At 26.6% G+C, this 20,997-nt stretch carries 28 protein-coding genes; 22 read left to right on the forward strand and 6 right to left on the reverse strand.

Going from position 1 to position 20,997, the window contains the following annotated elements:
- The first annotated feature begins 71 nt into the window (after window positions 1-71).
- From AACT_RS05555 to AACT_RS05580, 6 genes are read left to right on the forward strand one after another with little or no spacing between them, the layout of a single operon-like run.
- On the forward strand, window positions 72-1,367 hold the full coding sequence (locus AACT_RS05555) for an NCS2 family permease (RefSeq protein ID WP_172125722.1): 1,296 nt from the start codon (window positions 72-74) through the stop codon (window positions 1,365-1,367).
- A 25-nt stretch (window positions 1,368-1,392) separates the two neighbouring features.
- Window positions 1,393-1,839 carry a phosphoribosyltransferase gene (locus AACT_RS05560; protein WP_172125724.1) on the forward strand — a complete coding sequence of 149 codons (447 nt, stop codon included), beginning with the start codon at window positions 1,393-1,395 and terminating at the stop codon, window positions 1,837-1,839.
- A 52-nt stretch (window positions 1,840-1,891) separates the two neighbouring features.
- On the forward strand, window positions 1,892-2,176 hold the full coding sequence (locus AACT_RS05565; RefSeq protein ID WP_172125726.1) for a hypothetical protein: 285 nt from the start codon (window positions 1,892-1,894) through the stop codon (window positions 2,174-2,176).
- Window positions 2,177-2,222: 46 nt separating this feature from the next.
- Entirely contained in the window at window positions 2,223-2,609 is a 387-nt protein-coding gene (locus tag AACT_RS05570; protein WP_172125728.1) for a DUF423 domain-containing protein, read from the forward strand.
- Between the two features lie 4 nt (window positions 2,610-2,613).
- A complete protein-coding gene (locus tag AACT_RS05575) occupies window positions 2,614-3,417 on the forward strand; it encodes an ion transporter (RefSeq protein WP_172125730.1) in 804 nt (267 codons plus the stop codon).
- A complete protein-coding gene (locus tag AACT_RS05580; protein ID WP_172125732.1) occupies window positions 3,414-4,178 on the forward strand; it encodes a Rossmann-fold NAD(P)-binding domain-containing protein in 765 nt (254 codons plus the stop codon). Before AACT_RS05575 ends, AACT_RS05580 begins: the two co-directional genes overlap by 4 nt.
- 46 nt (window positions 4,179-4,224) lie before the next feature.
- Here the strand turns inward: AACT_RS05580 and upp are convergent, their stop codons facing one another.
- Window positions 4,225-4,845: a uracil phosphoribosyltransferase gene (upp, locus tag AACT_RS05585; protein WP_172125734.1), complete on the reverse strand. Its 621-nt coding sequence runs from the start codon at window positions 4,843-4,845 to the stop codon at window positions 4,225-4,227.
- A gap of 115 nt (window positions 4,846-4,960) precedes the next feature.
- On the opposite strand from upp, the gene AACT_RS05590 reads away from it, so the two are divergent.
- The 7 genes from AACT_RS05590 to AACT_RS05620 all read left to right on the forward strand — a co-directional run bounded on the left by AACT_RS05590 (window position 4,961) and on the right by AACT_RS05620 (window position 10,629).
- Window positions 4,961-6,193 (forward strand): uracil-xanthine permease family protein, encoded by a 1,233-nt coding sequence (locus AACT_RS05590; RefSeq protein WP_172125736.1) that lies wholly within the window; start codon window positions 4,961-4,963, stop codon window positions 6,191-6,193.
- Between the two features lie 57 nt (window positions 6,194-6,250).
- Window positions 6,251-6,751, forward strand: a complete 501-nt coding sequence (locus tag AACT_RS05595) for a YajQ family cyclic di-GMP-binding protein (RefSeq protein ID WP_172125738.1) — start codon at window positions 6,251-6,253, stop codon at window positions 6,749-6,751.
- 277 nt (window positions 6,752-7,028) lie between these two features.
- Complete coding sequence (locus AACT_RS05600; protein ID WP_228720542.1) at window positions 7,029-7,604, forward strand: hypothetical protein; 576 nt, start codon at window positions 7,029-7,031, stop codon at window positions 7,602-7,604.
- Between the two features lie 81 nt (window positions 7,605-7,685).
- Window positions 7,686-8,345, forward strand: a complete 660-nt coding sequence (locus AACT_RS05605; protein WP_172125740.1) for a response regulator transcription factor — start codon at window positions 7,686-7,688, stop codon at window positions 8,343-8,345.
- Window positions 8,346-8,448: 103 nt separating this feature from the next.
- Window positions 8,449-9,531, forward strand: a complete 1,083-nt coding sequence (locus tag AACT_RS05610) for a sensor histidine kinase (protein WP_228720543.1) — start codon at window positions 8,449-8,451, stop codon at window positions 9,529-9,531.
- Window positions 9,532-9,572: 41 nt separating this feature from the next.
- Window positions 9,573-10,154, forward strand: coding sequence for an NUDIX domain-containing protein (locus tag AACT_RS05615; RefSeq protein ID WP_172125744.1), 582 nt, complete (start codon window positions 9,573-9,575; stop codon window positions 10,152-10,154).
- Window position 10,155: 1 nt separating this feature from the next.
- Entirely contained in the window at window positions 10,156-10,629 is a 474-nt protein-coding gene (locus AACT_RS05620; protein ID WP_172125746.1) for a c-type cytochrome, read from the forward strand.
- 17 nt (window positions 10,630-10,646) lie between these two features.
- Here the strand turns inward: AACT_RS05620 and AACT_RS05625 are convergent, their stop codons facing one another.
- A complete protein-coding gene (locus AACT_RS05625) occupies window positions 10,647-11,657 on the reverse strand; it encodes a phospholipase A (RefSeq protein WP_172125748.1) in 1,011 nt (336 codons plus the stop codon).
- 122 nt (window positions 11,658-11,779) lie between these two features.
- Between AACT_RS05625 and rpe the strand changes: the two genes are divergently transcribed.
- The 4 genes from rpe to AACT_RS05645 are packed head-to-tail and all read left to right on the forward strand — an operon-like array spanning window position 11,780 to window position 14,372.
- On the forward strand, window positions 11,780-12,421 hold the full coding sequence (rpe, locus tag AACT_RS05630; protein WP_172128561.1) for a ribulose-phosphate 3-epimerase: 642 nt from the start codon (window positions 11,780-11,782) through the stop codon (window positions 12,419-12,421).
- 2 nt (window positions 12,422-12,423) lie between these two features.
- Entirely contained in the window at window positions 12,424-13,020 is a 597-nt protein-coding gene (locus AACT_RS05635) for a phosphoribosylanthranilate isomerase (RefSeq protein ID WP_172125750.1), read from the forward strand.
- On the forward strand, window positions 13,007-13,825 hold the full coding sequence (locus tag AACT_RS05640) for a 3'-5' exonuclease (protein WP_172125777.1): 819 nt from the start codon (window positions 13,007-13,009) through the stop codon (window positions 13,823-13,825). Before AACT_RS05635 ends, AACT_RS05640 begins: the two co-directional genes overlap by 14 nt.
- Window position 13,826: 1 nt before the next feature.
- The gene (locus AACT_RS05645; protein WP_172125779.1) at window positions 13,827-14,372 is read left to right on the forward strand and encodes an HD domain-containing protein; all 546 of its coding nucleotides are present in this window, start codon (window positions 13,827-13,829) and stop codon (window positions 14,370-14,372) included.
- Between the two features lie 58 nt (window positions 14,373-14,430).
- Here the strand turns inward: AACT_RS05645 and AACT_RS05650 are convergent, their stop codons facing one another.
- Genes AACT_RS05650 through AACT_RS05665 form a run of 4 tightly spaced genes read right to left on the reverse strand, consistent with a single transcriptional unit; the run spans window position 14,431 to window position 17,301 of the window.
- Window positions 14,431-14,997, reverse strand: coding sequence for a 2-oxoglutarate:acceptor oxidoreductase subunit OorC (locus AACT_RS05650; protein WP_172125781.1), 567 nt, complete (start codon window positions 14,995-14,997; stop codon window positions 14,431-14,433).
- Between the two features lie 10 nt (window positions 14,998-15,007).
- Window positions 15,008-15,841, reverse strand: a complete 834-nt coding sequence (locus AACT_RS05655) for a 2-oxoglutarate ferredoxin oxidoreductase subunit beta (RefSeq protein ID WP_172125783.1) — start codon at window positions 15,839-15,841, stop codon at window positions 15,008-15,010.
- A gap of 2 nt (window positions 15,842-15,843) precedes the next feature.
- Window positions 15,844-16,974: a 2-oxoglutarate synthase subunit alpha gene (locus tag AACT_RS05660; RefSeq protein WP_172125785.1), complete on the reverse strand. Its 1,131-nt coding sequence runs from the start codon at window positions 16,972-16,974 to the stop codon at window positions 15,844-15,846.
- A 9-nt stretch (window positions 16,975-16,983) separates the two neighbouring features.
- Complete coding sequence (locus AACT_RS05665) at window positions 16,984-17,301, reverse strand: 4Fe-4S dicluster domain-containing protein (protein WP_172125787.1); 318 nt, start codon at window positions 17,299-17,301, stop codon at window positions 16,984-16,986.
- Window positions 17,302-17,597: 296 nt separating this feature from the next.
- Between AACT_RS05665 and AACT_RS05670 the strand changes: the two genes are divergently transcribed.
- From AACT_RS05670 to AACT_RS05690, 5 genes are read left to right on the forward strand one after another with little or no spacing between them, the layout of a single operon-like run.
- On the forward strand, window positions 17,598-18,314 hold the full coding sequence (locus AACT_RS05670; RefSeq protein WP_172125789.1) for a tRNA1(Val) (adenine(37)-N6)-methyltransferase: 717 nt from the start codon (window positions 17,598-17,600) through the stop codon (window positions 18,312-18,314).
- Entirely contained in the window at window positions 18,307-18,690 is a 384-nt protein-coding gene (locus tag AACT_RS05675) for a YkgJ family cysteine cluster protein (RefSeq protein WP_172125791.1), read from the forward strand. The genes AACT_RS05670 and AACT_RS05675 overlap by 8 nt, the downstream gene beginning before the upstream one ends.
- Window positions 18,666-19,982 carry a tetratricopeptide repeat protein gene (locus AACT_RS05680; RefSeq protein ID WP_172125793.1) on the forward strand — a complete coding sequence of 439 codons (1,317 nt, stop codon included), beginning with the start codon at window positions 18,666-18,668 and terminating at the stop codon, window positions 19,980-19,982. The genes AACT_RS05675 and AACT_RS05680 overlap by 25 nt, the downstream gene beginning before the upstream one ends.
- Window positions 19,979-20,770, forward strand: coding sequence for an indole-3-glycerol phosphate synthase TrpC (trpC, locus tag AACT_RS05685; RefSeq protein ID WP_172125795.1), 792 nt, complete (start codon window positions 19,979-19,981; stop codon window positions 20,768-20,770). Before AACT_RS05680 ends, trpC begins: the two co-directional genes overlap by 4 nt.
- Window positions 20,757-20,972, forward strand: a complete 216-nt coding sequence (locus tag AACT_RS05690; RefSeq protein WP_172125797.1) for a tautomerase family protein — start codon at window positions 20,757-20,759, stop codon at window positions 20,970-20,972. The genes trpC and AACT_RS05690 overlap by 14 nt, the downstream gene beginning before the upstream one ends.
- Window positions 20,973-20,997: the final 25 nt, after the last annotated feature.

The following is a 20,997-nucleotide window of genomic DNA, read 5'->3' on the forward strand; positions in this document are numbered from 1 at the left end:
TCCACTTTTTATTAGAATTTATATGTAATTTTTGTATAATTTAAACTTATTTTAAAATTAAGGAAAAGTTTATGAACTTTTTTAAATTAAAAGAACATGATACAACTGTTTCAAAAGAGTTTTATGCTGGATTTACTACTTTTTTAACAATGATGTATATTGTTCCTGTAAACGGATTTATACTTGCAGATGCAGGTCTTCCTATTGATGCTGTAATTACTGCAACTGCTCTTATTACAATTTTAGCAACTTTGTTTTCTGCTTTATGGTCAAATACACCAATTGCAATGAGTGTTGGTATGGGTTTAAATGCATATTTTTCTTATGGATTGGTTTTAGGAATGAAAATTCCTTGGGAGACTGCTTTAGGGATAGTATTTTTATCAGGTATATTATTTGTAATATTGTCTTTAACAAATTTTAGAGTTTGGATAATGACATCTATTCCAATGAGTTTAAGACGAGCTATAAGTGCTGGAATTGGTTCTTTTATTGCTTTTATTGGTTTAAAACAAATGGGAATGATTGTTTCTAATGATGCAACATTGGTTGGACTTGGAGATTTCTCAAATTCAAATGTTTTATTAGGTGTATTAGGTCTGATTTTAGCTTTTAGTTTTTATGCATATAGATTAAAAGGTGCTTTTATTTTATCAATTGCAATTACATCTTGTACTGCATGGTTTTTTGGTTTAGGAGAATTACCATCTTCTATAATATCAATGCCGGCTTCAATTTCTCCTATTTTTCTTCAATTAGATATTTTAAGTGCAATATCTTTATCTTTATTACCAGTTATTATCACATTTTTAATTACGGATATGTTTGATACTTTAGGAACTCTAACAGGAGTTGGAACAAGAGCAAACTTATTTCAAGCAAATAATAAAGATGATAAATCTCTACAAAAAACTTTAGAAGCTGATGCTATTGCAACGGTTGGTGGAAGTTTATTAGGAGTTTCAACTACAACTGCTTTTATTGAAAGCGCCGCAGGTGTTGAAGAAGGTGGAAGAACTGGTTTAACAGCAGTGTTCACAGCATCTCTTTTTGTTATGACATTATTTATGTTGCCACTTTTTAAATCTATTCCTTCAAATGCAATTTATCCAGTTTTAGTGGTTGTTGGAGTATTGATGTTTACAGAGCTTGGTAAAATTAATTTTGAAGATTCAGATTTAGCTACAAGTGCGGGAGCATTTTTAATTGTAATTTTAATGCCTTTAACTTTTTCTATTACAAATGGTATTGCTGCTGGATTTTTAGTTTATACAATTATAAAAATTGCAAAAAAAGAATTTGCAGATTTAAATATTGGTATTTTAGTTATTACATTTATTAGTGCTTTAGCGTTTATCGTACACTAATTTTATATTAGAAAAAGGAATTATTTTGGAAAAACTATATTATAGTTATGAATTATTTGTAAAAGATACTCAAGTTTTAGTTGATAAATGTAGAGATTTTGAACCTGAGATTTTACTTGCAGTTGCACGTGGTGGATTAACACTTTCACATTTAATGGCTCAAGCAATGGATATGAGAAATTTATATACTTTAAATTCAATACATTATGAAGGTGAATTAAAACTTGATACATTTAATATATTTAATATTCCTGATGTTTCACATGCGAAAAAAGTTTTAATAGTAGATGATATTGTAGATTCTGGTGAAACTATGAGAGAAATTTTAAAAGTTTTAAGTGAAAAATTTCCAAATGTTGAATTTAAATTAGCAACTTTATTTTATAAAAAAACTGCTGTATTAAGACCTGATTATAGTGTTAGAGAAGCAAATGAGTGGATTGATTTTTTTTGGGAAATTGATGTTAAATAAGTAATTATATATTTTTTATGTATAATGAATAAAATTAAAAATGGATGTGAATATGACTTTTATAGATTTTAAGAAATTACTTTTGGATGCAGAACTTAGTATTCCAAAATTTACAGAACTTATTAAAGTTAGTGAGAAGAATATTCAAGCATATAAAAAGAAAAAACATGTTCCAAATGCAATTGCTGTAATTGCAACATGTTTTGCTAAAATGAATAAAGAATCTATTGATTTTAGAGAATTAATAAACGATTTAGAATTAGAGAAAAAAGAAAAAAAAGGTGCAGGTTTTTCTAAGAAAAAAGTATCAAAAGAGAAAGAGAAATCAAAAAAATAAAGTTTAATTTGATATACTTCCCAAATTTTAAAAATTAAGGAAGTATATGATACTCAATAATAAAATCAAAATCTTTTTTGCTATTGCTTCATTTATGATGGCATTAGGCATAGCTCTTGGAGCTTTTGGAGCTCATGCATTAAAATCTATTCTTGATGAATATTTTTTAAAAATCTACAATACAGGTATTCAATACCATTTTTATAATACATTAGGACTTTTTGCTGCAACTTTTATTTATGCATTAAAACCTGATTCTAAAAAAATCTTTATTTCTTTATGGCTTATTATAATTGGTATGATAATTTTCTCTTTTTCATTATATTTCTTAGCTATTTTAAACATGCCAATTTTAGGAGCAATAACACCAATTGGTGGAACATTACTTATTATTGCATGGCTTACTTTAACTTATGGTATTTTAAAGGACTAATTTAATGACAGTTATGGAAAAAATTGTTCATGTTAGAGATTCAAAATGGTTTTCTAATTTAACAACTATAATTATTATTGCATATGCTTCTATTTTGGGGTTTAAAACTTTAGATGAAGTTGATACTCATTATGATTTATTTTTAAAGCTTGCTGATTATTTTGTAACCATTTATTTTGTTTTTGAATTAGCTATTAAAATGATTGCAGAAAAGAAATTCTTAAATTTTTTTAAATCAGGTTGGAATTTATTTGACTTTGTAATTGTTTTTATTACTCTTCTTCCTTTAGAGTCATCAAACTATGCTGCAATTGCTAGACTTATGAGGGTATTTAGAATTTTAAGATTATTTACAGCTAGACCTGAATTAAAAGCTATTATTGATATGTTAATCAAAGCAATTCCTGCAATTATTGATATTGTTATTTTGATGTTTATAATCTTTTATATATATGCCATTATTGGTAATTTCTTTTTTGTAAATTTAGAATCAGGATTATGGAAAGATTTCTTAGTTTCTATGTTAACACTTTTTAGAGTTTTAACATTTGAAGATTGGACAGATGTTATGTATGAAGCTATGGAAGTTTATCCATGGGCTTGGACATATTTTGTTTCATTTATTATAATTGCAGCATTTGTATTTTTTAATCTTTTTGTTGCTGTTATTATTGGTGAAATGCAAAAACTTCAAGAAGCTGAAATGAAAGAAGAGATTCATGAAGATAGTTTAAAATTAGATATTTTATTAAAAGAAATGAAAGCTCTTAGAGAAGAAGTAAATAACTTAAGAAAAGAAAAACAATGAAAAAATTTACAATATTAGGAACTGGTTGGTTAGGTTTTGAATTGGCAAAATCATTTAAAGATTTATATAAAATAAAAGTATCTTCAAGAAATGAAGAAAAGTTAAAAATTTATGAAGATGAAGGTTTATCTTCATATGTTTTAAATGAAAATCATTTGGAATCTTTAGATGAATTACTTGATACAGATTATTTATTTATTAATTTCCCTCCTTCAAAATTTGATGATTACTTATCTTTCTTGAATAAGATTTATGAGCATAAAAAAATAAAAGATATAGAAAAAATTATATTTATTAGTTCTACTTCTGTTTACCCAAATATTGAAGGTTTTTTCAATGAAGAATTTGAGATTGAAAATTCAAGTTCAAAAATAGTATATGAAGCTGAGAAATTAGTTTTAAATAAAAGTGATATTATTTTTAGAGTTTCTGCACTTGTTGGAGCAAATAGAGTTTCAGGAAGAAGGTTATCTAATAAAGTTGTGGAATATCCAAAAAGTGTAATAAATTTTGTTCATAGAAATGATGTAATAGATGCGACAAAGTTTGTCATTGAAAATAATCTTAATGGTACATTTAATCTTTGTTGTAAAGAACATCCAAGTAAAGAAGATTTATATAGTTTCAATGCTAAAAAATATGATTTTGCCTTGCCTCTATTTTCACAAAATAAAGATTTTTTAAATAGAATAATTGATGGTTCTAAAATAGAAAAGTCAGGATTTGTCTATAAGCATGAGAATGCCTTTGATTTAATATAGTTATAAAAGTAAGATTAGCTTTTGAAGTTAAAGCTAATCTATTTTTTTAATAAGTATTAAAAGCTCTATCTCCAGCATCACCAAGACCTGGTCTAATATAATTGTTTTCATCAAGTCTTTCATCTATTTGAGCTATATACATATCTACATCTGGAAATGCTTTTTGTACTTTTTCAACTCCATATGGTGAACCTAAAACATTTAAACAAATTATTCTTTTTGGATTTCTAGATTTTAAATGTTCAATCCCATCTATTAATGAACCACCCGTTGCTACCATTGGATCTAATAATAAAACAGTTTTTCCTTCTAAATTAGGAATATTTTCATAAAAAATTTTACTTTGTGATGTTTCTTCATCTCTTTTCATTGCTAAAAATCCACTTCTTGCATATGGTAAAGTTTTTAATATACCTGTTAGCATTGGCTCACCAGCTCTTAAAATTGGAACAAGAACTAATTTTTGAACTTCTATCATTTCAACATCTAATGGACCCTGCCATGTATTAATATTTTGACTTACTGTTTCAAAATCACTTAAAGCTTCTGAAGCTATGATTCTTGATATCTCTTCTATTGTTAATCTAAACTCATTTGAAGTTGTTCTAACATCTCTTAATCTATTTACTAAGTGTTTTACCACTACGTTTGTACTTTCTTTATACATAGGAATCCTTTGAAAATTTATATTACTGAAAAATTGCTTATAAATTATATATAAATTTAAATTTTATTAACACATAATTTGATATTATAATTTTACAAAAAAAATAGAGGTATATATGAAACCCACAGATTACAACTTTAGAATGAAAGATTCAATTCTTGGCTTACAATTTTTATTTGTAGCTTTTGGTGCACTTGTCTTAGTGCCAATTTTAACTGGACTTGATCCAAATGTCGCTTTATTTACAGCTGGAATTGGAACTTTACTTTTTCAATTTGTAAATAGAAAATGCGTTCCTCCAATATTTTTAGCATCTTCATTTGCTTTTATTGCTCCGATTTCTTATGGTGTTGCTACTTGGGGAATTCCTGCGACTATGTCAGGACTTGTTGCTGCTGGGTTTTTGTATGTTGTTTTGAGTTTTTTAATTAGATTAAAAGGTGATAATTTTTTACATAAATTACTTCCAAGTGTTGTTGTAGGTCCCGTTATTATGTCTATTGGACTTATTTTATCTCCAGTTGCTGTTAATATGGCAATGGGTAAATCAGGTGATGGATCAATTGTAATTGTACCTTTTGAACAAGCAATAGTTATTTCAATGATTGCATTACTAATAACTATTTTTGTATCTTTACTTGGAAAAGGAATGTTTAAATTAGTACCTATTTTATTAGGAATTATCGGAGGATATTTAGTTTCTTTATACTTTGGTATTGTTGATTTTTCAAACATAGCAAAAGCATCTTGGTTTGCAATGCCTAATTTTACAGCTCCTGAATTTAATTGGCAAGCTATAATTTTTATTTTACCAATTGCAATTGCCCCTGCAATTGAGCATATTGGAGATATGTTAGCTATTTCAAATGTTACAAAACAAGATTATTTAAAAAAGCCAGGATTAAAAAATACACTTTTAGGTGATGGTCTTGCAACCTCTGTGGCTTCACTTTTTGGTGGACCTCCTAATACTACTTATTCTGAAGTTACAGGTGCTGTTACAGTTACAAAGGCTTATAATCCAGCTATTATGACTTGGGCTGCTATTTGTGCAATTCTTTTAGCTTTTGTTGGAAAATTAGGAGCAATACTAGCTACTATTCCAACTCCTGTAATGGGAGGAATTATGTTGTTACTTTTTGGTATTATTGCAACTTTAGGAATTAGTACTCTTTCAAAAGCAAATATTGATTTCTCTTGTCCTAGAAATATGGCAATTGTTTCTATGATTTTAGTATTTTCAATAGGTGGTATGACATTTAATTTTGGTGGAGTTCCATTTGCTGGAATTGGTCTTGGAGCAATTATTGGAGTATTTTTAAATCTCGTTTTACCAAAAGCTTCATGAAATAATGTTAATATTTAAATCTTAAATAAATCATTAAAATTTACAAAAAGGATAATAATGGCAACAAAAGAACACCAATTTGATATTTCTGCGAAATTAGATATGCAAGAGATGAAAAATGCGGTTATACAAGCACAGAAAGAGATAGATACAAGATATGATTTTAAAGGTATTTCAAAAGAGATAGATTTAAATGTAGGTGCTAAAACTTTGACATTAGTTACTTCAAGTGATAATAAAATAGATGCAATGAGAGATATTTTAATTTCAAAAATGAATAAAAGAGGAATTTCTATAAATTCCCTTGAAGAGTTAAAAAAAGAGGATTCAAGTGGTGGAAATAGAAAATATTCATATAAAATAGTTGATACTATTGAAAAAGATGAAGCAAAAATTATTCAAACTGAAATTAAAAGTTTAAAACTAAAAGTATCTGCTGTTAATCAAGGTGATGAAATTAGAGTTACAGGAAAAAATATTGATGATTTACAAACTGTAATGAAACATCTTAAAACTCTTGAATTAAAAGCTCCTTTAGTATTTGATAATTTTAGATAATAATATTATTTATACATAATTTATGAATAATTAATATATAATTCATTCTTTTTATAAAGGATGAATTATAGAACTTCTAATCATAAAATCAATTGCAGTAGTAACACTTGTTTTAGCTTTAAGCTTTATTGCTGAAAAAGTAAGCCCTAAAGTTTCAGGTATATTATCAGGTCTTCCTGTTGGAAGTTCAATTACTCTTATTTTCTTTGCAATAGAAAATGGAGTTGATTATGTAACAAAAGTTGCTTTATATAATATTCACGGTCTTTTTGCTGCATTGGCTTTTTCTATTGGTTATTATATTAGTACTTTTTATAAGGGAAAATTTGAGATATTTTTATCTTTATTAATCTCATTTATTTCATACTTGATTATTGCATTTATTTTAGCTTATGTTCCTCCTCATGTATTTTTTACTCCATTTATTGTTATTACATTGATGTTAATTGCTTCAATATATTTTGCAAAAAAAGAAAATTTTACAATTGACAAATCTGTTAAAACTTCTTTATCAGATATACTTTTTAGATCTATTTTAACTATATCAATATTTTTGATAGTTTCAAGTTTACCTAAATATGTCTCTAGTAATATTGCCGGAATTTTTTCTTCATTTCCTACAATACTTTTGCCATTACTTCTGATAATCCATTTTAGACATAGTAAACTACAAGCAAGAACAATTATTAAAAATACTCCTTTTGGATTGAGTTCTGTTGTTATTTACTCTTTGGTTGTATATTTTACATATGAAAAAATTGGAATTCTATATGGAACATTAACAGCATTAATTTGCTCTGTTTTATATGTTTTCATACAAGGAAAGATTTTGAAATTTTTTAAACTTATATAAGATGTAATTTTCAGATATACACAGTAAGTAAACAAACTTTTACTATAATTAATATAAATTATTATAGTTTATAGGATTTATATGAGAGTTTTATTATTAGAAGACGATGTTGCTTTAAATGATTTATTAAATGAGCATTTAATAGATAAAGGTTATGATGTAACTTTATGTACAGATGGACAAGAAGCTTTAGAAGCATTGATCGATCAAAAGTATGATATTGCACTATTAGATATAAATACACCAATTATGAGTGGTATTGAAGTCTTAAAAACTATTCGAACTGAATATAAGAATAATACACCAGCTATTATTTTAACAGCTTACCAAGACACAAAACATTTAAAAGAGTCTTTTGAAAATGGTGTTGATGATTATATTAAAAAACCTTTTGATTTAGAAGAACTTGATCAAAGAATATTAAAACTTTGTAGGCAATTCTTAATTGAGCAAAATGATAAAATAAGAATTGATGATAATATATTTTTTGAATCACAGTCTTGTCAAGTATATGTAAATGATAAAATCGTAAATTTAGCACAAAAAGAAAGAGATATTTTAAAGTATTTTTGTACACATAAAAATAGGGTAGTTTCAAGTGATGAGCTTCTTCAAAATATTTGGGCTTATGATGAAATGCCAACGGATGCCACAATTAGAGTTTATATAAAAAACTTAAGAGAGATAATTGGAAAAGATAAAATAACAACAATTAGAGGAATAGGGTACCGATTTGAATAGGGATGAGAGAAAAGCATTAATTAGTTTTTTATCGATTTATATAATTTCAGCAATATTTTTAATAGGCGTAATTTTATATATCTATTATAAAAATGAAACAAAAATGTTAGAAGAAACATGTAGTATGGAATTGAATAATGCTTCAATGCATATTAAAACTGAAATCATGAATAAATATATGAAGAAACAAGAATTTAATGCAAATAAATTATTAAATGAAAATATAAAATATGGACTTTTTGACAAAGATAAAAAAGTCATCTTTTCATATTTAGATAAAAACTTTGCAATTGATTTTTCTAAAACTTCTAATAAGAATGAATTTTATAACTATTTTATTACTACATTAGATGAAGAGGATATTCCTATTAAATATATTGTAATAGAAACTTGTCAAGAAGTTCAAGATAAAAATAAATTAAAAATATTTATATTAATTATTCTTGTTTTAAGTTCTATTTTTATTGGTTGTATTGGGTTTTTATTATCAAAGATTTTACTAAAACCAGTTCGTCAAAGAATTCACTCAATGGATAAATTTATAAAGGATTCTGCCCATGAATTAAATACTCCTATTTCAGTATTAATGACATCCGTATCAATGTTAAAAAATGGAAAAAATCCACAGAAAATGATGAAATATATATTAAGTAGTTCTAAGCAAATATCACAGATTTATAATGATATTCATTTTTCTGCTTTTAATGAAATAAATGAAGATGTATTTGAAGAATTCAATTTAAAAGAATTAGTAAGTGAAAGTGTTGATTATTTTAATGATATATCTATTACTAAAAATATAGTAATAAATTCAGATTTAGAAAATTGTTTTATAAAAATGGATAGAACTAAAACACAAAAATTGGTAAATAACCTTATTTCAAATGCCATAAAATATAGCTATAAAGATTCCCAAATTGATGTTTGTTTAATCAATAATATATTAAGCGTAAAAGATTATGGGATTGGAATAAGTAATGAAGAACAAAAAGAAATTTTCAAAAGATATAAAAGAGGAAATAATAATGAAGGTGGTTTTGGAATAGGTTTAGATATTGTAAAAGGAATATGTGAAGAATATTTATTGCCTTTAACTGTAGAGTCCAAAATCAAAAATGGAGCACTTTTTAGTATCGATTTTACAAGTATCTTAAATAAAAAGTATATGCAAAAGGAAAATGAATAATTCTTTTGTTAAAATACGAAAAAATATAATAAAGATTATTTATGATAAATATAATTAAAAATTTTAAAACAAGCGAACTTACGAATACTAGATTTATTCATCCTGTAAAAGTAAGTTTTAATCTTAATGGAAAAGACAAAGCTTGGGAGGCAGTTAGTAGCCATGATAGTGTTGCAATACTTTTATATCATGAAGAAAGAAATGCTTTCTTACTTGTAAAACAATTTCGAGCGCCTGTTTATTTAAATGATAATAGTAAAACCTATACCTATGAATTATGCGCAGGATTAGTTGATAAAGATAAATCATTAATAGAAATTGCAAAAGAAGAAATAGATGAAGAGTGTGGATATAATGTATCTGTAGAAAGTATTCAAAAAGTAACATCATTTTTTACAAATGTTGGAATCAGTGGTGGTTGTCAACATCTATTTTTTGCAAAAATAAATGAATCTATGAAAATACATGAAGGTGGAGGGGTGAATGATGAACAAATTGAACTTTATTTTTTACCTATTGAAAAATCAGATGAATTAATTTTTGATGAATCAAAGGCTAAGACTCCTGGCTTGATGTTTAGCTTTTACTGGTTTTTGAAAAATCAAAAAAAATTAGGACTATAGTATGAAACTTTTTTTTATAATATTTTTATTAATAAGCACTTACTCTTTTGTTAATGCAGCAGAAGAAGAACTTTTGGCTCCTTTACCAAATGCAAATGCAGAATCAATGAATTCTTTAGATATTAATAATTCTTTTATTACAAAATTTGAATATGGGAAAATGTTATATAATAATCCAAGAGGAATAGGTTGTAATTCTTGCCATGGAAATGATGCTAAGGGCAAAAAAATCATAGATTTTAAACAAGAGCATGATAAAAAAATATATAATTGTGTTTTAAGTGTTCCAAATATCAAAGATATAGATTATGATACTTTTTCAACAAAAGTTAATTCTAAAAAGAATCCAAATGTAAAATTTGAGAAAGAACAAGTTTGTGAGAAACTAATATATTACGCAAATGTTATGCCAACATACTTTTTAGTTGAAGAAGAAATAGAAGCTATTTATTATTATATAAAAAATATTAAATAGCTTTATTCAAAATAGCCTTATCTAGAAAAGGCAATTCCTAATCCTATTTTATGAATTTCTTGGTTATAATCAATTAAACTATTTCCATATCCTGAAAATACTTGTAGTAAACCAAAAGTATTTTTTGATGAAATTACGTTAGGTAAAGGGAAAGTCCAATCTAATTGAACTGCCCCTCTATTTGCATCGTGAAAATCTAAATTATTTCTTATCATTAATTCAAATGTATGTTTTTTATCAACATATACAAATGTTAATTCTCCATTTCCATAATAATCTTCAATGTCAGCATTATCATCATCTTTTGTGTCTTCTGGAATTCTATACCAAACTTTTGGAACAAAAAATAGATTTGAGAATTGAAAATATGTTTCTAAATAAGCTCTATTCCATGACCTAGATTCTTCATCATTTCTTCCATTTGAAGAATGCATTATAGATAACTTATAGGCTTTAAAGACTTCATTATCTTTAAATGGAAATTGAATAAAAACTTCAGGTTCATAATTTGATTCTCTAAATGGAGCTGAATCTTCTGCTGTTTGCCAAAATGATTTTTGAGTATATGCAGCACTTATTGTTTCATTAAAACCTAATAAATCGTAAGTCATTGGTTTCTCTATACTGATTTGAAATGCAGTTTCAAATTGGTTTCTATCTTCAATTTTATTTATATTATATGTTGCTGGTAATAAATAGTTTTTTTTGTAAGGATATAAACCAAAGTCTTTTGTAATTATTTGTTCTAAATTATCATCAGTTTCTTTATCTTCAACTTTATTAATTTGTGTTTCATAAAATTCTTCTTTTACAATTGAGAAGTTTTCAACTTTTTTTTCTTCACTTTTAGATAAATTATTTATATATTTATCTTCTTTTGTTGAATTTAAATTAGCAGCTTTTTTATAAAGAACCATTGCTTCTTTATAATTACCTTCTTTTTCTAAATCTTGAGCTTTTTGGTATATAGAATTTATGTCTTCACTAAAACATAAACTATAAATAAACAGGGGTAATAATTTTTTCATTTTCAACCATTTAATTTTTTTTCGCATTTTACATTAATATAGATTAAGAGATGTCTTTTATACAAGCTAAAAGAGTATAAATGATATAATCGACGAAAATTTAGAAAAAAAGGTTAATAATGATACTTGTTGCACCTTCAATATTATCAGCAGATTTTGGAAATTTAACTAATGAAATAAAAGCTATTTGTGACGCTGGTTGTGATCTAATACACGTAGATGTAATGGATGGACATTTTGTTCCTAATATGACTATTGGTCCAGTTGTTGTAACTCCAGTTGCAAAAGCTGCAACTAAACCACTTGATATTCATTTAATGGTTGAAGATAACAATTTCTTTATTGATTTATTTGCATCTTTAAAACCGATGTATATTTCTTTTCATATAGAAAGTGAAAGACATCCCCATAGAGTAATTCAGAAATTAAGAGCATTAGGAATAAAACCAGCTATTGTTTTAAATCCTCATACTCCTCCTGAAGCAATTGAGTATTTAATTGAAGATTTGGATATGGTTTTATTGATGTCTGTAAATCCAGGTTTCGGTGGTCAAAAATTTATTTCAAGTGTAGTTGAAAAAGCTAAAAAACTAAAAGAGCTTATTAACAAAAGAAATCCAAATTGTTTAATTCAAGTTGATGGTGGAGTAAATGATAAAAATATTCATATTTTAAAAGATGCTGGAGTTGATGTTGTTGTTGCTGGATCTTATGTATTTGGAAATGATAATTACTCGACTGCAATAAAAAGTTTACAGGTATAAATATGAAAGTTAAGATTTGTGGCATTACTAATTTACAAGATGCTCTTGATGCTATAAATTCAGGAGCAAATGCATTAGGTTTTGTTTTTTATAAAAAATCACCTAGATATATCGAAGCTAAAAAAGCAAAAGAGATAATAGATAAACTTCCTCCCTTTATTCAAACTGTTGGACTTTTTGTAAATGAAGATGAAACTTTTATAAATGAGATTTGTCTTGAATCAAAAATGCAATTAGCACAAATAATTGATGATAATGAGATTATAAATTATGATTTGTTAAAAGTGAAATATTTAAAAGTATTAAGAGCAAAAGAGCAAAAAGATTTAAGGAATTTAAATAAAGAGTACTATTTAGTTGATGCCTTTGTAGATAGTTTCGGAGGAGTTGGTAAAAGAATTGCTTTAGAATGGTTTGAGGATATTGATTGCTCTAGACTTATTTTGGCAGGTGGATTAACATCAGCTAATCTAAAAGAGATTGATGGTTTTGGTTTTTATGGAGTTGATGTAAGTAGTGGTGTAGAATCAGATATTAAAGGCAAAAAAGATAGAGCTAAAATGATAGCTTTTTTAAAAGAAGCAAATGAAATCAAATAGAAGAATAATTCCTAAACCTTCTTTTAAATTGCAAAACATTATACAAAGATTAAAAATTGAACCAATATTATATACAGAATTTTTAGACTTATTAGAAAAAGCTACTGATTCTATGTATGAAAATTCAGAATTAGAATTTGAATTATTATTATCAAATGGTTTACCGTTGGAATTTGATGGTGATTTTGTTTTTCTTAAGACAAAAAATACTTTAATAGAAGATCAAACTTTTTGTATTGTAGATATAGAAACAAATGGTGGAAGTGTAAAAAAAGGTTTTCAAATCATTGAATTAGGTGCTGTTAAATATAAGAATGGACAAATAGTTGATAAATTTCAATCTTTGGTTTATGCAAAAGAAATTCCTCCTTATGTACAAGAAGTAACAAAAATAACTCCTAAAATGCTTGAAGATGCTCCTCGACTTGAAAATGTTCTAAAAGATTTTAAACTTTTTCTAGAGGATGATGTATTTATTGCACATGATATAAAATTTGACTATACATTTATTTCAGAATCATTAGAAAAATATAATTTAGGTAAACTATTAAATAGAAAAATTTGTTCAATTGATTTAGCGCGAAGAACTATAGAATCAGAACGATATGGCTTAAGTTTTCTAAAAGAGCTTTTAAATATAGAAATTGAAAATCATCATAGAGCTTATTATGATGCTTTAACTACAGCTATTATTTTTGAAAAAAGTTTGCAAAATTTAGATTCAAATAAAATAAAAACTGTAGAAGAACTAATTACTTTTTCAAAAAGTGATAATGTAATAAATTCAACTTTAAAAAAGGCTTAATATGTTTAGTCAAGAAAATTATATAAAATTCCTTACTTTTGCAGCCAATGCTCATGGCACTCAAAAAACTCCACATGATTTCCCTTATTTAACTCATATCTCTTGTGTAGCTATGGAAGTAATACATGCTTGCGAGAAATCATCATTAGATGAGAAGAAAGCTGATTTTGCTATTACTTGTGCTTTATTGCATGATGTAATTGAAGATACGAATATAACTTATGATGAGTTATATACAAAATTTGGTCCTGATATTGCAGATGGTGTTGAAGCATTAACAAAAAATAAAATTTTGCCATCAAAACAAGAACAAATGAGAGATAGTATTGAAAGACTCTTAACACAAAGTTATGAAGTTCAAATGGTAAAATTAGCAGATAGAATCACAAATCTTGGAACTCCTCCAACTTCTTGGGATAATGAAAAGATAAAAGCTTATGCAAAAGAAGCTAGTTTTATTTTATCATGTTTAAGAAATTCAAATATTTATTTAGCAAAAAGATTAGAAGATAAAATAGAAGAGTATAAAAAGTATATAAAAGAGTAGGGAATTTGCACACTTACTAGATTTAAAATAAAAGCCCTCAGGCTTTTATTTTATTTGATTAAGCTTTAGATACTTCTTCTGCGTATTTAAGACCTAAATCAAATGCTTTATTATTAATAGCATGTACTTTTTCAGGTACTTTAGAAAGCATAGTTGCTCTTAATACATCATTTGATACAGTTTCACCTGTAAAGTAGTTAGCCATAGCCAATGCTAATACTGATTGAGTAATAACATTTCCTACTTCTTCTTTTGCAATAGTAATAATTGGAATCTCATAGATTTTCCATTTTTTTCTATCTTCATCTGTAGGGCTAACTAAATTTGGCTCAACTACGATTACTCCGCCTTCTTTTACACCACTTTTAAATTGGTTATAAGAAATTTGTGCAACTGATAACATAAAATCAATTTCACCATCATTTGCATAAGGGTATAAAATTTCTTCATCTTGTAAAGTAATATCAACAACAGTTGGTCCACCTCTAACTTGAGATGTATAAGTTGCAGTTTTTAAACCAAAACCACCATCTTTAATTTTTGCAGCTGCGAAAATCGCACCTGCAAGAAGTACACCTTGTCCACCAACACCTGTAAATCTCATTAAAGTTCTATTTGCTGCCATGTGGATCTCCTTATAATTGAACCATAGTTTTATTTTTGTGAGCTTCTTTTACTTTTTCGTATGAGTCACAATATTCTGCTGCTTCAGTATCATGTTTTAAGATACCAGTAGGGAAAATACCTTTTTGTTCTTCTGGTTCTAATTTGTCAAACTTTGCTTTAGCCATAGAAATAGAATCAATCCACTCTAAGTTTGCCATAGCAGTTGCCATTTTATTTTTTCTTCCTAAATTAACGTGACAGTTAGAGAATACTTCAATAAATGAGAAACCTTTATGTTCAAAACCTTTAACTAAAACTCTTTCAAGTTTTTTAGGATCAAGCATTGTTTCTCTTGCAATAAATGAAGCACCTGCTGCTTCAACTAATTTACAAGCATCAAAAGTAGGGTCAATATTTCCTCTACTCATTGTTACAGTCCACATACCTTGAGGAGTAGTAGGAGATGTTTGTGAATTTGTTAATCCATAAATGAAGTTATTGATAATAATATAGTTTAAGTCAATATTTCTTCTTGAAGCATGAATTGTATGATTTCCACCAATTGCAAGTCCATCACCATCTCCACCAACAACGATTACTTTTTTATCAGGATTTGCTAATTTAATTCCTGTTGCATATGGTAAAGTTCTACCATGAGTTGTGTGAACTGTATTACAATTGATATATGAAGAGAATCTTCCTGAACATCCAATTCCTGAAACAACACAAACATCATCCATATTCCAACCAATTTTTTCAATGGCTCTAATTACAGATTTTAAAATAACTCCATCACCACATCCCCAACACCATAGTGTTGGCATTTTGTCTGTTCTTAAATATTCATCATAATTAAATGCCATGATTACATTCCTTTCACTTTTTCAATAATTTCTAGAGGAGATAAAGGTCTACCATTTACTTTGAATAATGTATCAAAATCTGATCTTCCACTTACTCTTTGTACTTCATCTGCGAATTGACCCATATTTAATTCAGTAATTAATACTTTATCAAATCTTGTCATTAATTCTTTGATTCTTTTTGCTGGACTTGGCCAAATTGTTAATGGTCTGAACATACCAACTTTGATACCTTCTTTTCTCATTCTATTGATAGCTTCAGTAACACCTAGAGAAACAGAACCATAAGCAATAATCATAATGTCGGCATCTTCTAACATATACTCCTCATTTAATTCTAATTCATCTAAGTGAGCATCAACTTTATTAAATAATCTTTTCATTAAAGCATCACATAATTCAGCATCTTCAGTTGGATGTCCTGTTGGTCCATGGTGAAGACCAGTGAAGTGGTATCTATAACCTTCAAACATTGGATTTAAGATAGCTGGTTCATCAGCACCTACACCATAAGGCTTGTAATCTTTTTTGTCACCTGTAAATTTTCTTCTTGAAATTTTACCAGCTTGAACTTCTTCTAAGTCTGGAATTACAGCTTTTCCACTCATGTGACCAATTGTTTCATCTAATAAAATGAATACTGGTTGCATAAATCTATCAGCTAAATTAAATGCTCTTACAGTTTCTGTATAACATTCTCTTAGGTTACCAGGAACTAAAGTAATCGATTTAACATCCCCATGAGTTGGGTTTCTAGCTTGTAATAAGTCACCTTGAGCAACCCTTGTTGGAAGACCAGTTGATGGACCACCTCTCATTACATTTACTACTACTAAAGGTATTTCAGAAATATATCCAACACCTAGGTTTTCTGCTTTCAAAGATATACCAGGACCTGATGATGCTGTCATTGATCTTTTTCCAGACATAGCTGCACCAATTGCTGTACAAATTCCAGCAATTTCATCTTCCATTTGAATACATGCTTGACCTCTAGCTGGTAAAGCAGATGAAAGTATGTGCATTATTTCACTTGAAGGAGTAATTGGATATCCACCAAAAAACTCAACATCAGCGTCAAGCGCAGCTTTTGCTGCTAATTCATTTCCTGTTGAAATTAGTTCTCTTGCCATTAATTCTCCTTACGCCTCTAGTTCTCTATAATTATTTTTTATAACCGCTTCTTTTCTTTCTTTTGCTTCTTCTGTAAGTTTTGCAAATTTAAACTCTTTTTTATCAGCAACATAAATCGCGAAATCAGGACATGCTAATTCGCAATCTGTACAACCAATACATGCTTCAGGATGTACAACTTTAATCATTGAACCTAACGTAGAATGAACTTCTTGTCTCATAGCTAGAACACCAGCTGGACAAACAGACACACACTTATCACATGCTTTACATCTAGCTTCGTTAACCCAAACTGGAGTATTTGCAGGAGCTTCCATATTAGACATAATTTCTCCTTAAATTATTTAAATATCAATATTTGAATAAAATCAATATATTATGATTGAATAATAACCTATACTAGCACTAAAGATTGTTTAATTGGGGGATTTTAATTGTTGAATTTTACTCTTGTTACATTTTGCAACAAGTAAAATTAACTTGTATTATTTAGGTAATTAAACTATAATTTTACTTAATTTATTTAACTAGTTTATAATAAACAGTATATATTAATATATAAATTAAAACTTAAATTTATTTAACTTAGATATAATTCATTCAAATAAAAAAAGGAATATAATTGGTTTTATATCAGCCTATAAATGGCTATTGTTATAATAGTGATACCCATTTCTTGTATAATTTCATTTATGAAAATTTGAAAAAATATAAAAATATTAAAGGTGAACTTTTAGATATTGGAAGTGGAAGTGGGATTTTAGGATTGTTGCTTGCTAGGGAGTATACTAACTTAAATCTTAATCAATGTGAAATACAAGAAGTGTTTCAATTCTTCTCAACTAAGAATGCACAAACAAATAAATTAGAGTCAACTTTATATAAAGGCTCTTTTGAGAAAGTAGAATTTAATAAGAAATTTGATATTTGTGTATCTAATCCACCTTTTTATCATAGTGATGTAATAAAAAGTGAAAATGAAAATCTGAGAATAGCTAGATATAATGACTCTTTACCTTTAGAACAGTTTATCAAAAAAGTTAGTAGTGTTTTAACAAGTGAAGGGAAATTCTTTTTTTGTTATGATGTAAAGCAAATAAATGAAATATTAATACTATTAAATAAATATAAATTTAATTTGGAAGCTTTACAATTTGTTCATCCAAAATTATCAAAAGATGCAACATTAATTTTAGTTTATGCAAAAAAGAATTCAAAATCATTAACAAAAATATTTAATCCATTAATCGTTTTTGAAAATAACAATGATTTTACCCAAGAAGTTCAAAATATATATGAAAAATCTTCAACATATAGTATAAAGGTTAATATTGAATAATTTAATAAAAAAAGAGGGTTTTAATTTTGCTTTTGATCCAAATGGTTGTAATAGATGTGCAGGAAATTGTTGTATTGGAGAAAGTGGATATATTTGGATTAATGCACAAGAGATAAAAAATCTTGCATTACATTTAAATTTATCCATTGATGAAGTAAAATTTAGATATTTAAATAAAATCGGCTATAAATATAGCATAAAAGAGGTACAATTAGCTTCAAATAATTTTGCATGCTATTTTTTTAATTTAGAAAAAAAACAATGTTCTATTTATCATGCAAGACCAATGCAGTGTCGAACTTTCCCTTTTTGGGATTATTTTAAAGAAAATGAAGAAGAGGTTTATAAAGAGTGTCCAGCTATAAGAAATCTTTAATTTTATGTTTTGTTTTACTTGTTCTTAATGGATGTAGTACAAAAACATTAGATAGTAAAAGTGGAGATGTTTCAAAAACAACATTTACAGAAGTAAAAATAAAACCTTATAATCTTGAAAATCAATATATTATTTTGGCTTTAGAATCTGAAAATCAAAAACTATACAATGATGCAAGCAGCTTATATTTTAAATTATTTGAAAATACTAATAATTATGAATATTTAGTAAAATATTTAAGTATTGCAACTACAGTAAAAGATTTTGAATCGGTAAAAAAATATTCAAAAAAATATGCGATTGATAATATAAAAGAAGAAGAAGTTATTTTAAGATTATATATTTATGCATTATTCAAATTAAATGAAAAAGATGAAGCATTAAAAAAAGGTGAGAACTTAATATCAAAATATAAAAATGATATAAATTATCAACTTTTAGGAAGTATTTATTTAGAAGATAAACAATACCAAAAAGCTTACAATTTATTTGATATGGCATATCAATTAACAAATAATAGCAATACACTATTAACAATAACTAGTATTCAATATAATAATTTATTTGATAAAGAAAATGCTATTAAAAGACTTGAAAACCATATTCAAATGAGTGGCTATGATTTTAATTTATCAATACAGTTATTATCGTTTTATGAAAAATTAAATCAAAAAGAGAAACTTATATCACTTTTGAAAAATATGTTCTTTTATTATAAAAATAGTGAAAATCAGTTCTTGTTAAATAAAACTAAAATTTTATTTATACAATATGTAGCAAGAGATGATATAAGTATTGCTATTGATTTTTTAGAAGAAAATCATGAAGAAGATGAAAATTTATTAAACTTATATAAAATTTCAAATCAGCCAGAAAAGGCTTATGAATTATTAGATAGATTATATAGAAATACAAACAATTTAGATTATTTAGCACAACAAGCAATTTTTCAGTTTGAAATGACTAATGATAAAGAAAGTATTTTAAATGATGTTATTGCTAAATTTGAAAAAGTTTTAGAAAATATAAGTAATCATGTATATGAAAATTATCTTGCATATATATTAATTGATTTTGATATAGATGTAAAAAAAGGTTTAGTTTTAGTAAAAAAAGCACTAGAAGTTGAGCCAAATAATATAGCTTATATTGATACTTTGGCATGGGGTGAATATAAGATAAGAAATTGTAAAGAAGCTTATATTCAAATGAAAAGAGTGGTTGATGAAATTGGTACAGATGATTATGATATTAAACTACATTGGGATCAAATACAGGAGTGTAAAGAGTGATTTTAGATGAAATAATTGAAAGAACAAAATTAGATTTAGAAATTAGAAAAAAAGAGATAACTTTAGATTTATTAGGAAGAAGTTTATCTTCAAACCCTTACGCTCCAAGAGATGTAAAACCTTATTTAGTTTCTACAAAAGAAGAGCCTGTTAGAATTATTGCAGAAGTTAAAAAAGCAAGTCCTAGCAAAGGAATTATAAAAGAAGATTTCGATCCTTTAGTTATTGCTCAAGAGTATAGTAAAAATGGAGCTAATGCAATTTCTGTATTAACTGAACCCCATTATTTTAAAGGCAATTTAGAGTATTTAACGGCAATTAGAAGATATGTACCAACTCCACTTTTAAGAAAAGATTTTATTGTAGATAAATATCAAATAGTTGAAGCTTTAGTTTATGGAGCTGATTTTATCTTACTTATTGCAAAAGCTTTAGGAACTAAAGAGTTAAAAGAATTATATGATTATGCTATTCACTTAGGTTTAGAAGTTTTAGTTGAGATTCATGATAAAGAAGATTTAACAAAAGCTGTTAAGTCAGGTGCAACAATAATTGGTATTAATCATAGAAACCTAGATACATTTGAGATGGATATGGAACTTTGTGATAAGTTAATCCCTTTAATTCCAAATGGAAAAATTATTGTTGCAGAATCAGGTGTTTCAAATGTTGATACTATTAAAAGATTAAGTGCCATTGGTGCTGATGCTTTTTTAATAGGTGAACATTTTATGAGAGTTCCTAGTATTGAAGATGAACTAAAAAGATTTAAAAATGCCTGTAATTAATATAAAAATGACCCATGAAGATGGTGGTGCTACAAAAGAGCAAAAAGAGCAATTATCAAAAGGTATAACAGAGCTTTTTGCTAAAACTTTTAATGGAAGAGGTGCCTCTAGTGCTGTTGTAATTATTGAAGAAGTAAATACAGATAATTATTCTATTGGTGGGAAAACAATTTCCCAAATAAGAAGTGAAACTAAAAATTAAAAGATTTATTTAAAGACGAGATATT

The organism is Arcobacter acticola (assembly GCF_013177675.1).
Classification (GTDB): domain Bacteria; phylum Campylobacterota; class Campylobacteria; order Campylobacterales; family Arcobacteraceae; genus Aliarcobacter; species Aliarcobacter acticola.

What these genes read in the sequence shown, in the direction of transcription:
- AACT_RS05605 (WP_172125740.1), top strand. Translation starts at nt 7,686, where the DNA reads ATGAGAGTTTTATTATTAGAAGACGATGTTGCTTTAAATGATTTATTA.
- AACT_RS05580 (WP_172125732.1), top strand. Translation starts at nt 3,414, where the DNA reads ATGAAAAAATTTACAATATTAGGAACTGGTTGGTTAGGTTTTGAATTG.
- AACT_RS05565 (WP_172125726.1), top strand. Translation starts at nt 1,892, where the DNA reads ATGACTTTTATAGATTTTAAGAAATTACTTTTGGATGCAGAACTTAGT.
- AACT_RS05570 (WP_172125728.1), top strand. Translation starts at nt 2,223, where the DNA reads ATGATACTCAATAATAAAATCAAAATCTTTTTTGCTATTGCTTCATTT.
- AACT_RS05615 (WP_172125744.1), top strand. Translation starts at nt 9,573, where the DNA reads ATGATAAATATAATTAAAAATTTTAAAACAAGCGAACTTACGAATACT.
- AACT_RS05595 (WP_172125738.1), top strand. Translation starts at nt 6,251, where the DNA reads ATGGCAACAAAAGAACACCAATTTGATATTTCTGCGAAATTAGATATG.
- AACT_RS05555 (WP_172125722.1), top strand. Translation starts at nt 72, where the DNA reads ATGAACTTTTTTAAATTAAAAGAACATGATACAACTGTTTCAAAAGAG.
- upp (WP_172125734.1), bottom strand. Translation starts at nt 4,845, where the DNA reads ATGTATAAAGAAAGTACAAACGTAGTGGTAAAACACTTAGTAAATAGA.
- AACT_RS05610 (WP_228720543.1), top strand. Translation starts at nt 8,449, where the DNA reads ATGTTAGAAGAAACATGTAGTATGGAATTGAATAATGCTTCAATGCAT.
- AACT_RS05655 (WP_172125783.1), bottom strand. Translation starts at nt 15,841, where the DNA reads ATGGCATTTAATTATGATGAATATTTAAGAACAGACAAAATGCCAACA.
- AACT_RS05620 (WP_172125746.1), top strand. Translation starts at nt 10,156, where the DNA reads ATGAAACTTTTTTTTATAATATTTTTATTAATAAGCACTTACTCTTTT.
- AACT_RS05640 (WP_172125777.1), top strand. Translation starts at nt 13,007, where the DNA reads ATGAAATCAAATAGAAGAATAATTCCTAAACCTTCTTTTAAATTGCAA.
- AACT_RS05625 (WP_172125748.1), bottom strand. Translation starts at nt 11,657, where the DNA reads ATGAAAAAATTATTACCCCTGTTTATTTATAGTTTATGTTTTAGTGAA.
- AACT_RS05590 (WP_172125736.1), top strand. Translation starts at nt 4,961, where the DNA reads ATGAAACCCACAGATTACAACTTTAGAATGAAAGATTCAATTCTTGGC.
- AACT_RS05690 (WP_172125797.1), top strand. Translation starts at nt 20,757, where the DNA reads ATGCCTGTAATTAATATAAAAATGACCCATGAAGATGGTGGTGCTACA.
- AACT_RS05665 (WP_172125787.1), bottom strand. Translation starts at nt 17,301, where the DNA reads ATGTCTAATATGGAAGCTCCTGCAAATACTCCAGTTTGGGTTAACGAA.
- AACT_RS05645 (WP_172125779.1), top strand. Translation starts at nt 13,827, where the DNA reads ATGTTTAGTCAAGAAAATTATATAAAATTCCTTACTTTTGCAGCCAAT.
- AACT_RS05660 (WP_172125785.1), bottom strand. Translation starts at nt 16,974, where the DNA reads ATGGCAAGAGAACTAATTTCAACAGGAAATGAATTAGCAGCAAAAGCT.
- AACT_RS05650 (WP_172125781.1), bottom strand. Translation starts at nt 14,997, where the DNA reads ATGGCAGCAAATAGAACTTTAATGAGATTTACAGGTGTTGGTGGACAA.
- AACT_RS05635 (WP_172125750.1), top strand. Translation starts at nt 12,424, where the DNA reads ATGAAAGTTAAGATTTGTGGCATTACTAATTTACAAGATGCTCTTGAT.
- AACT_RS05575 (WP_172125730.1), top strand. Translation starts at nt 2,614, where the DNA reads ATGACAGTTATGGAAAAAATTGTTCATGTTAGAGATTCAAAATGGTTT.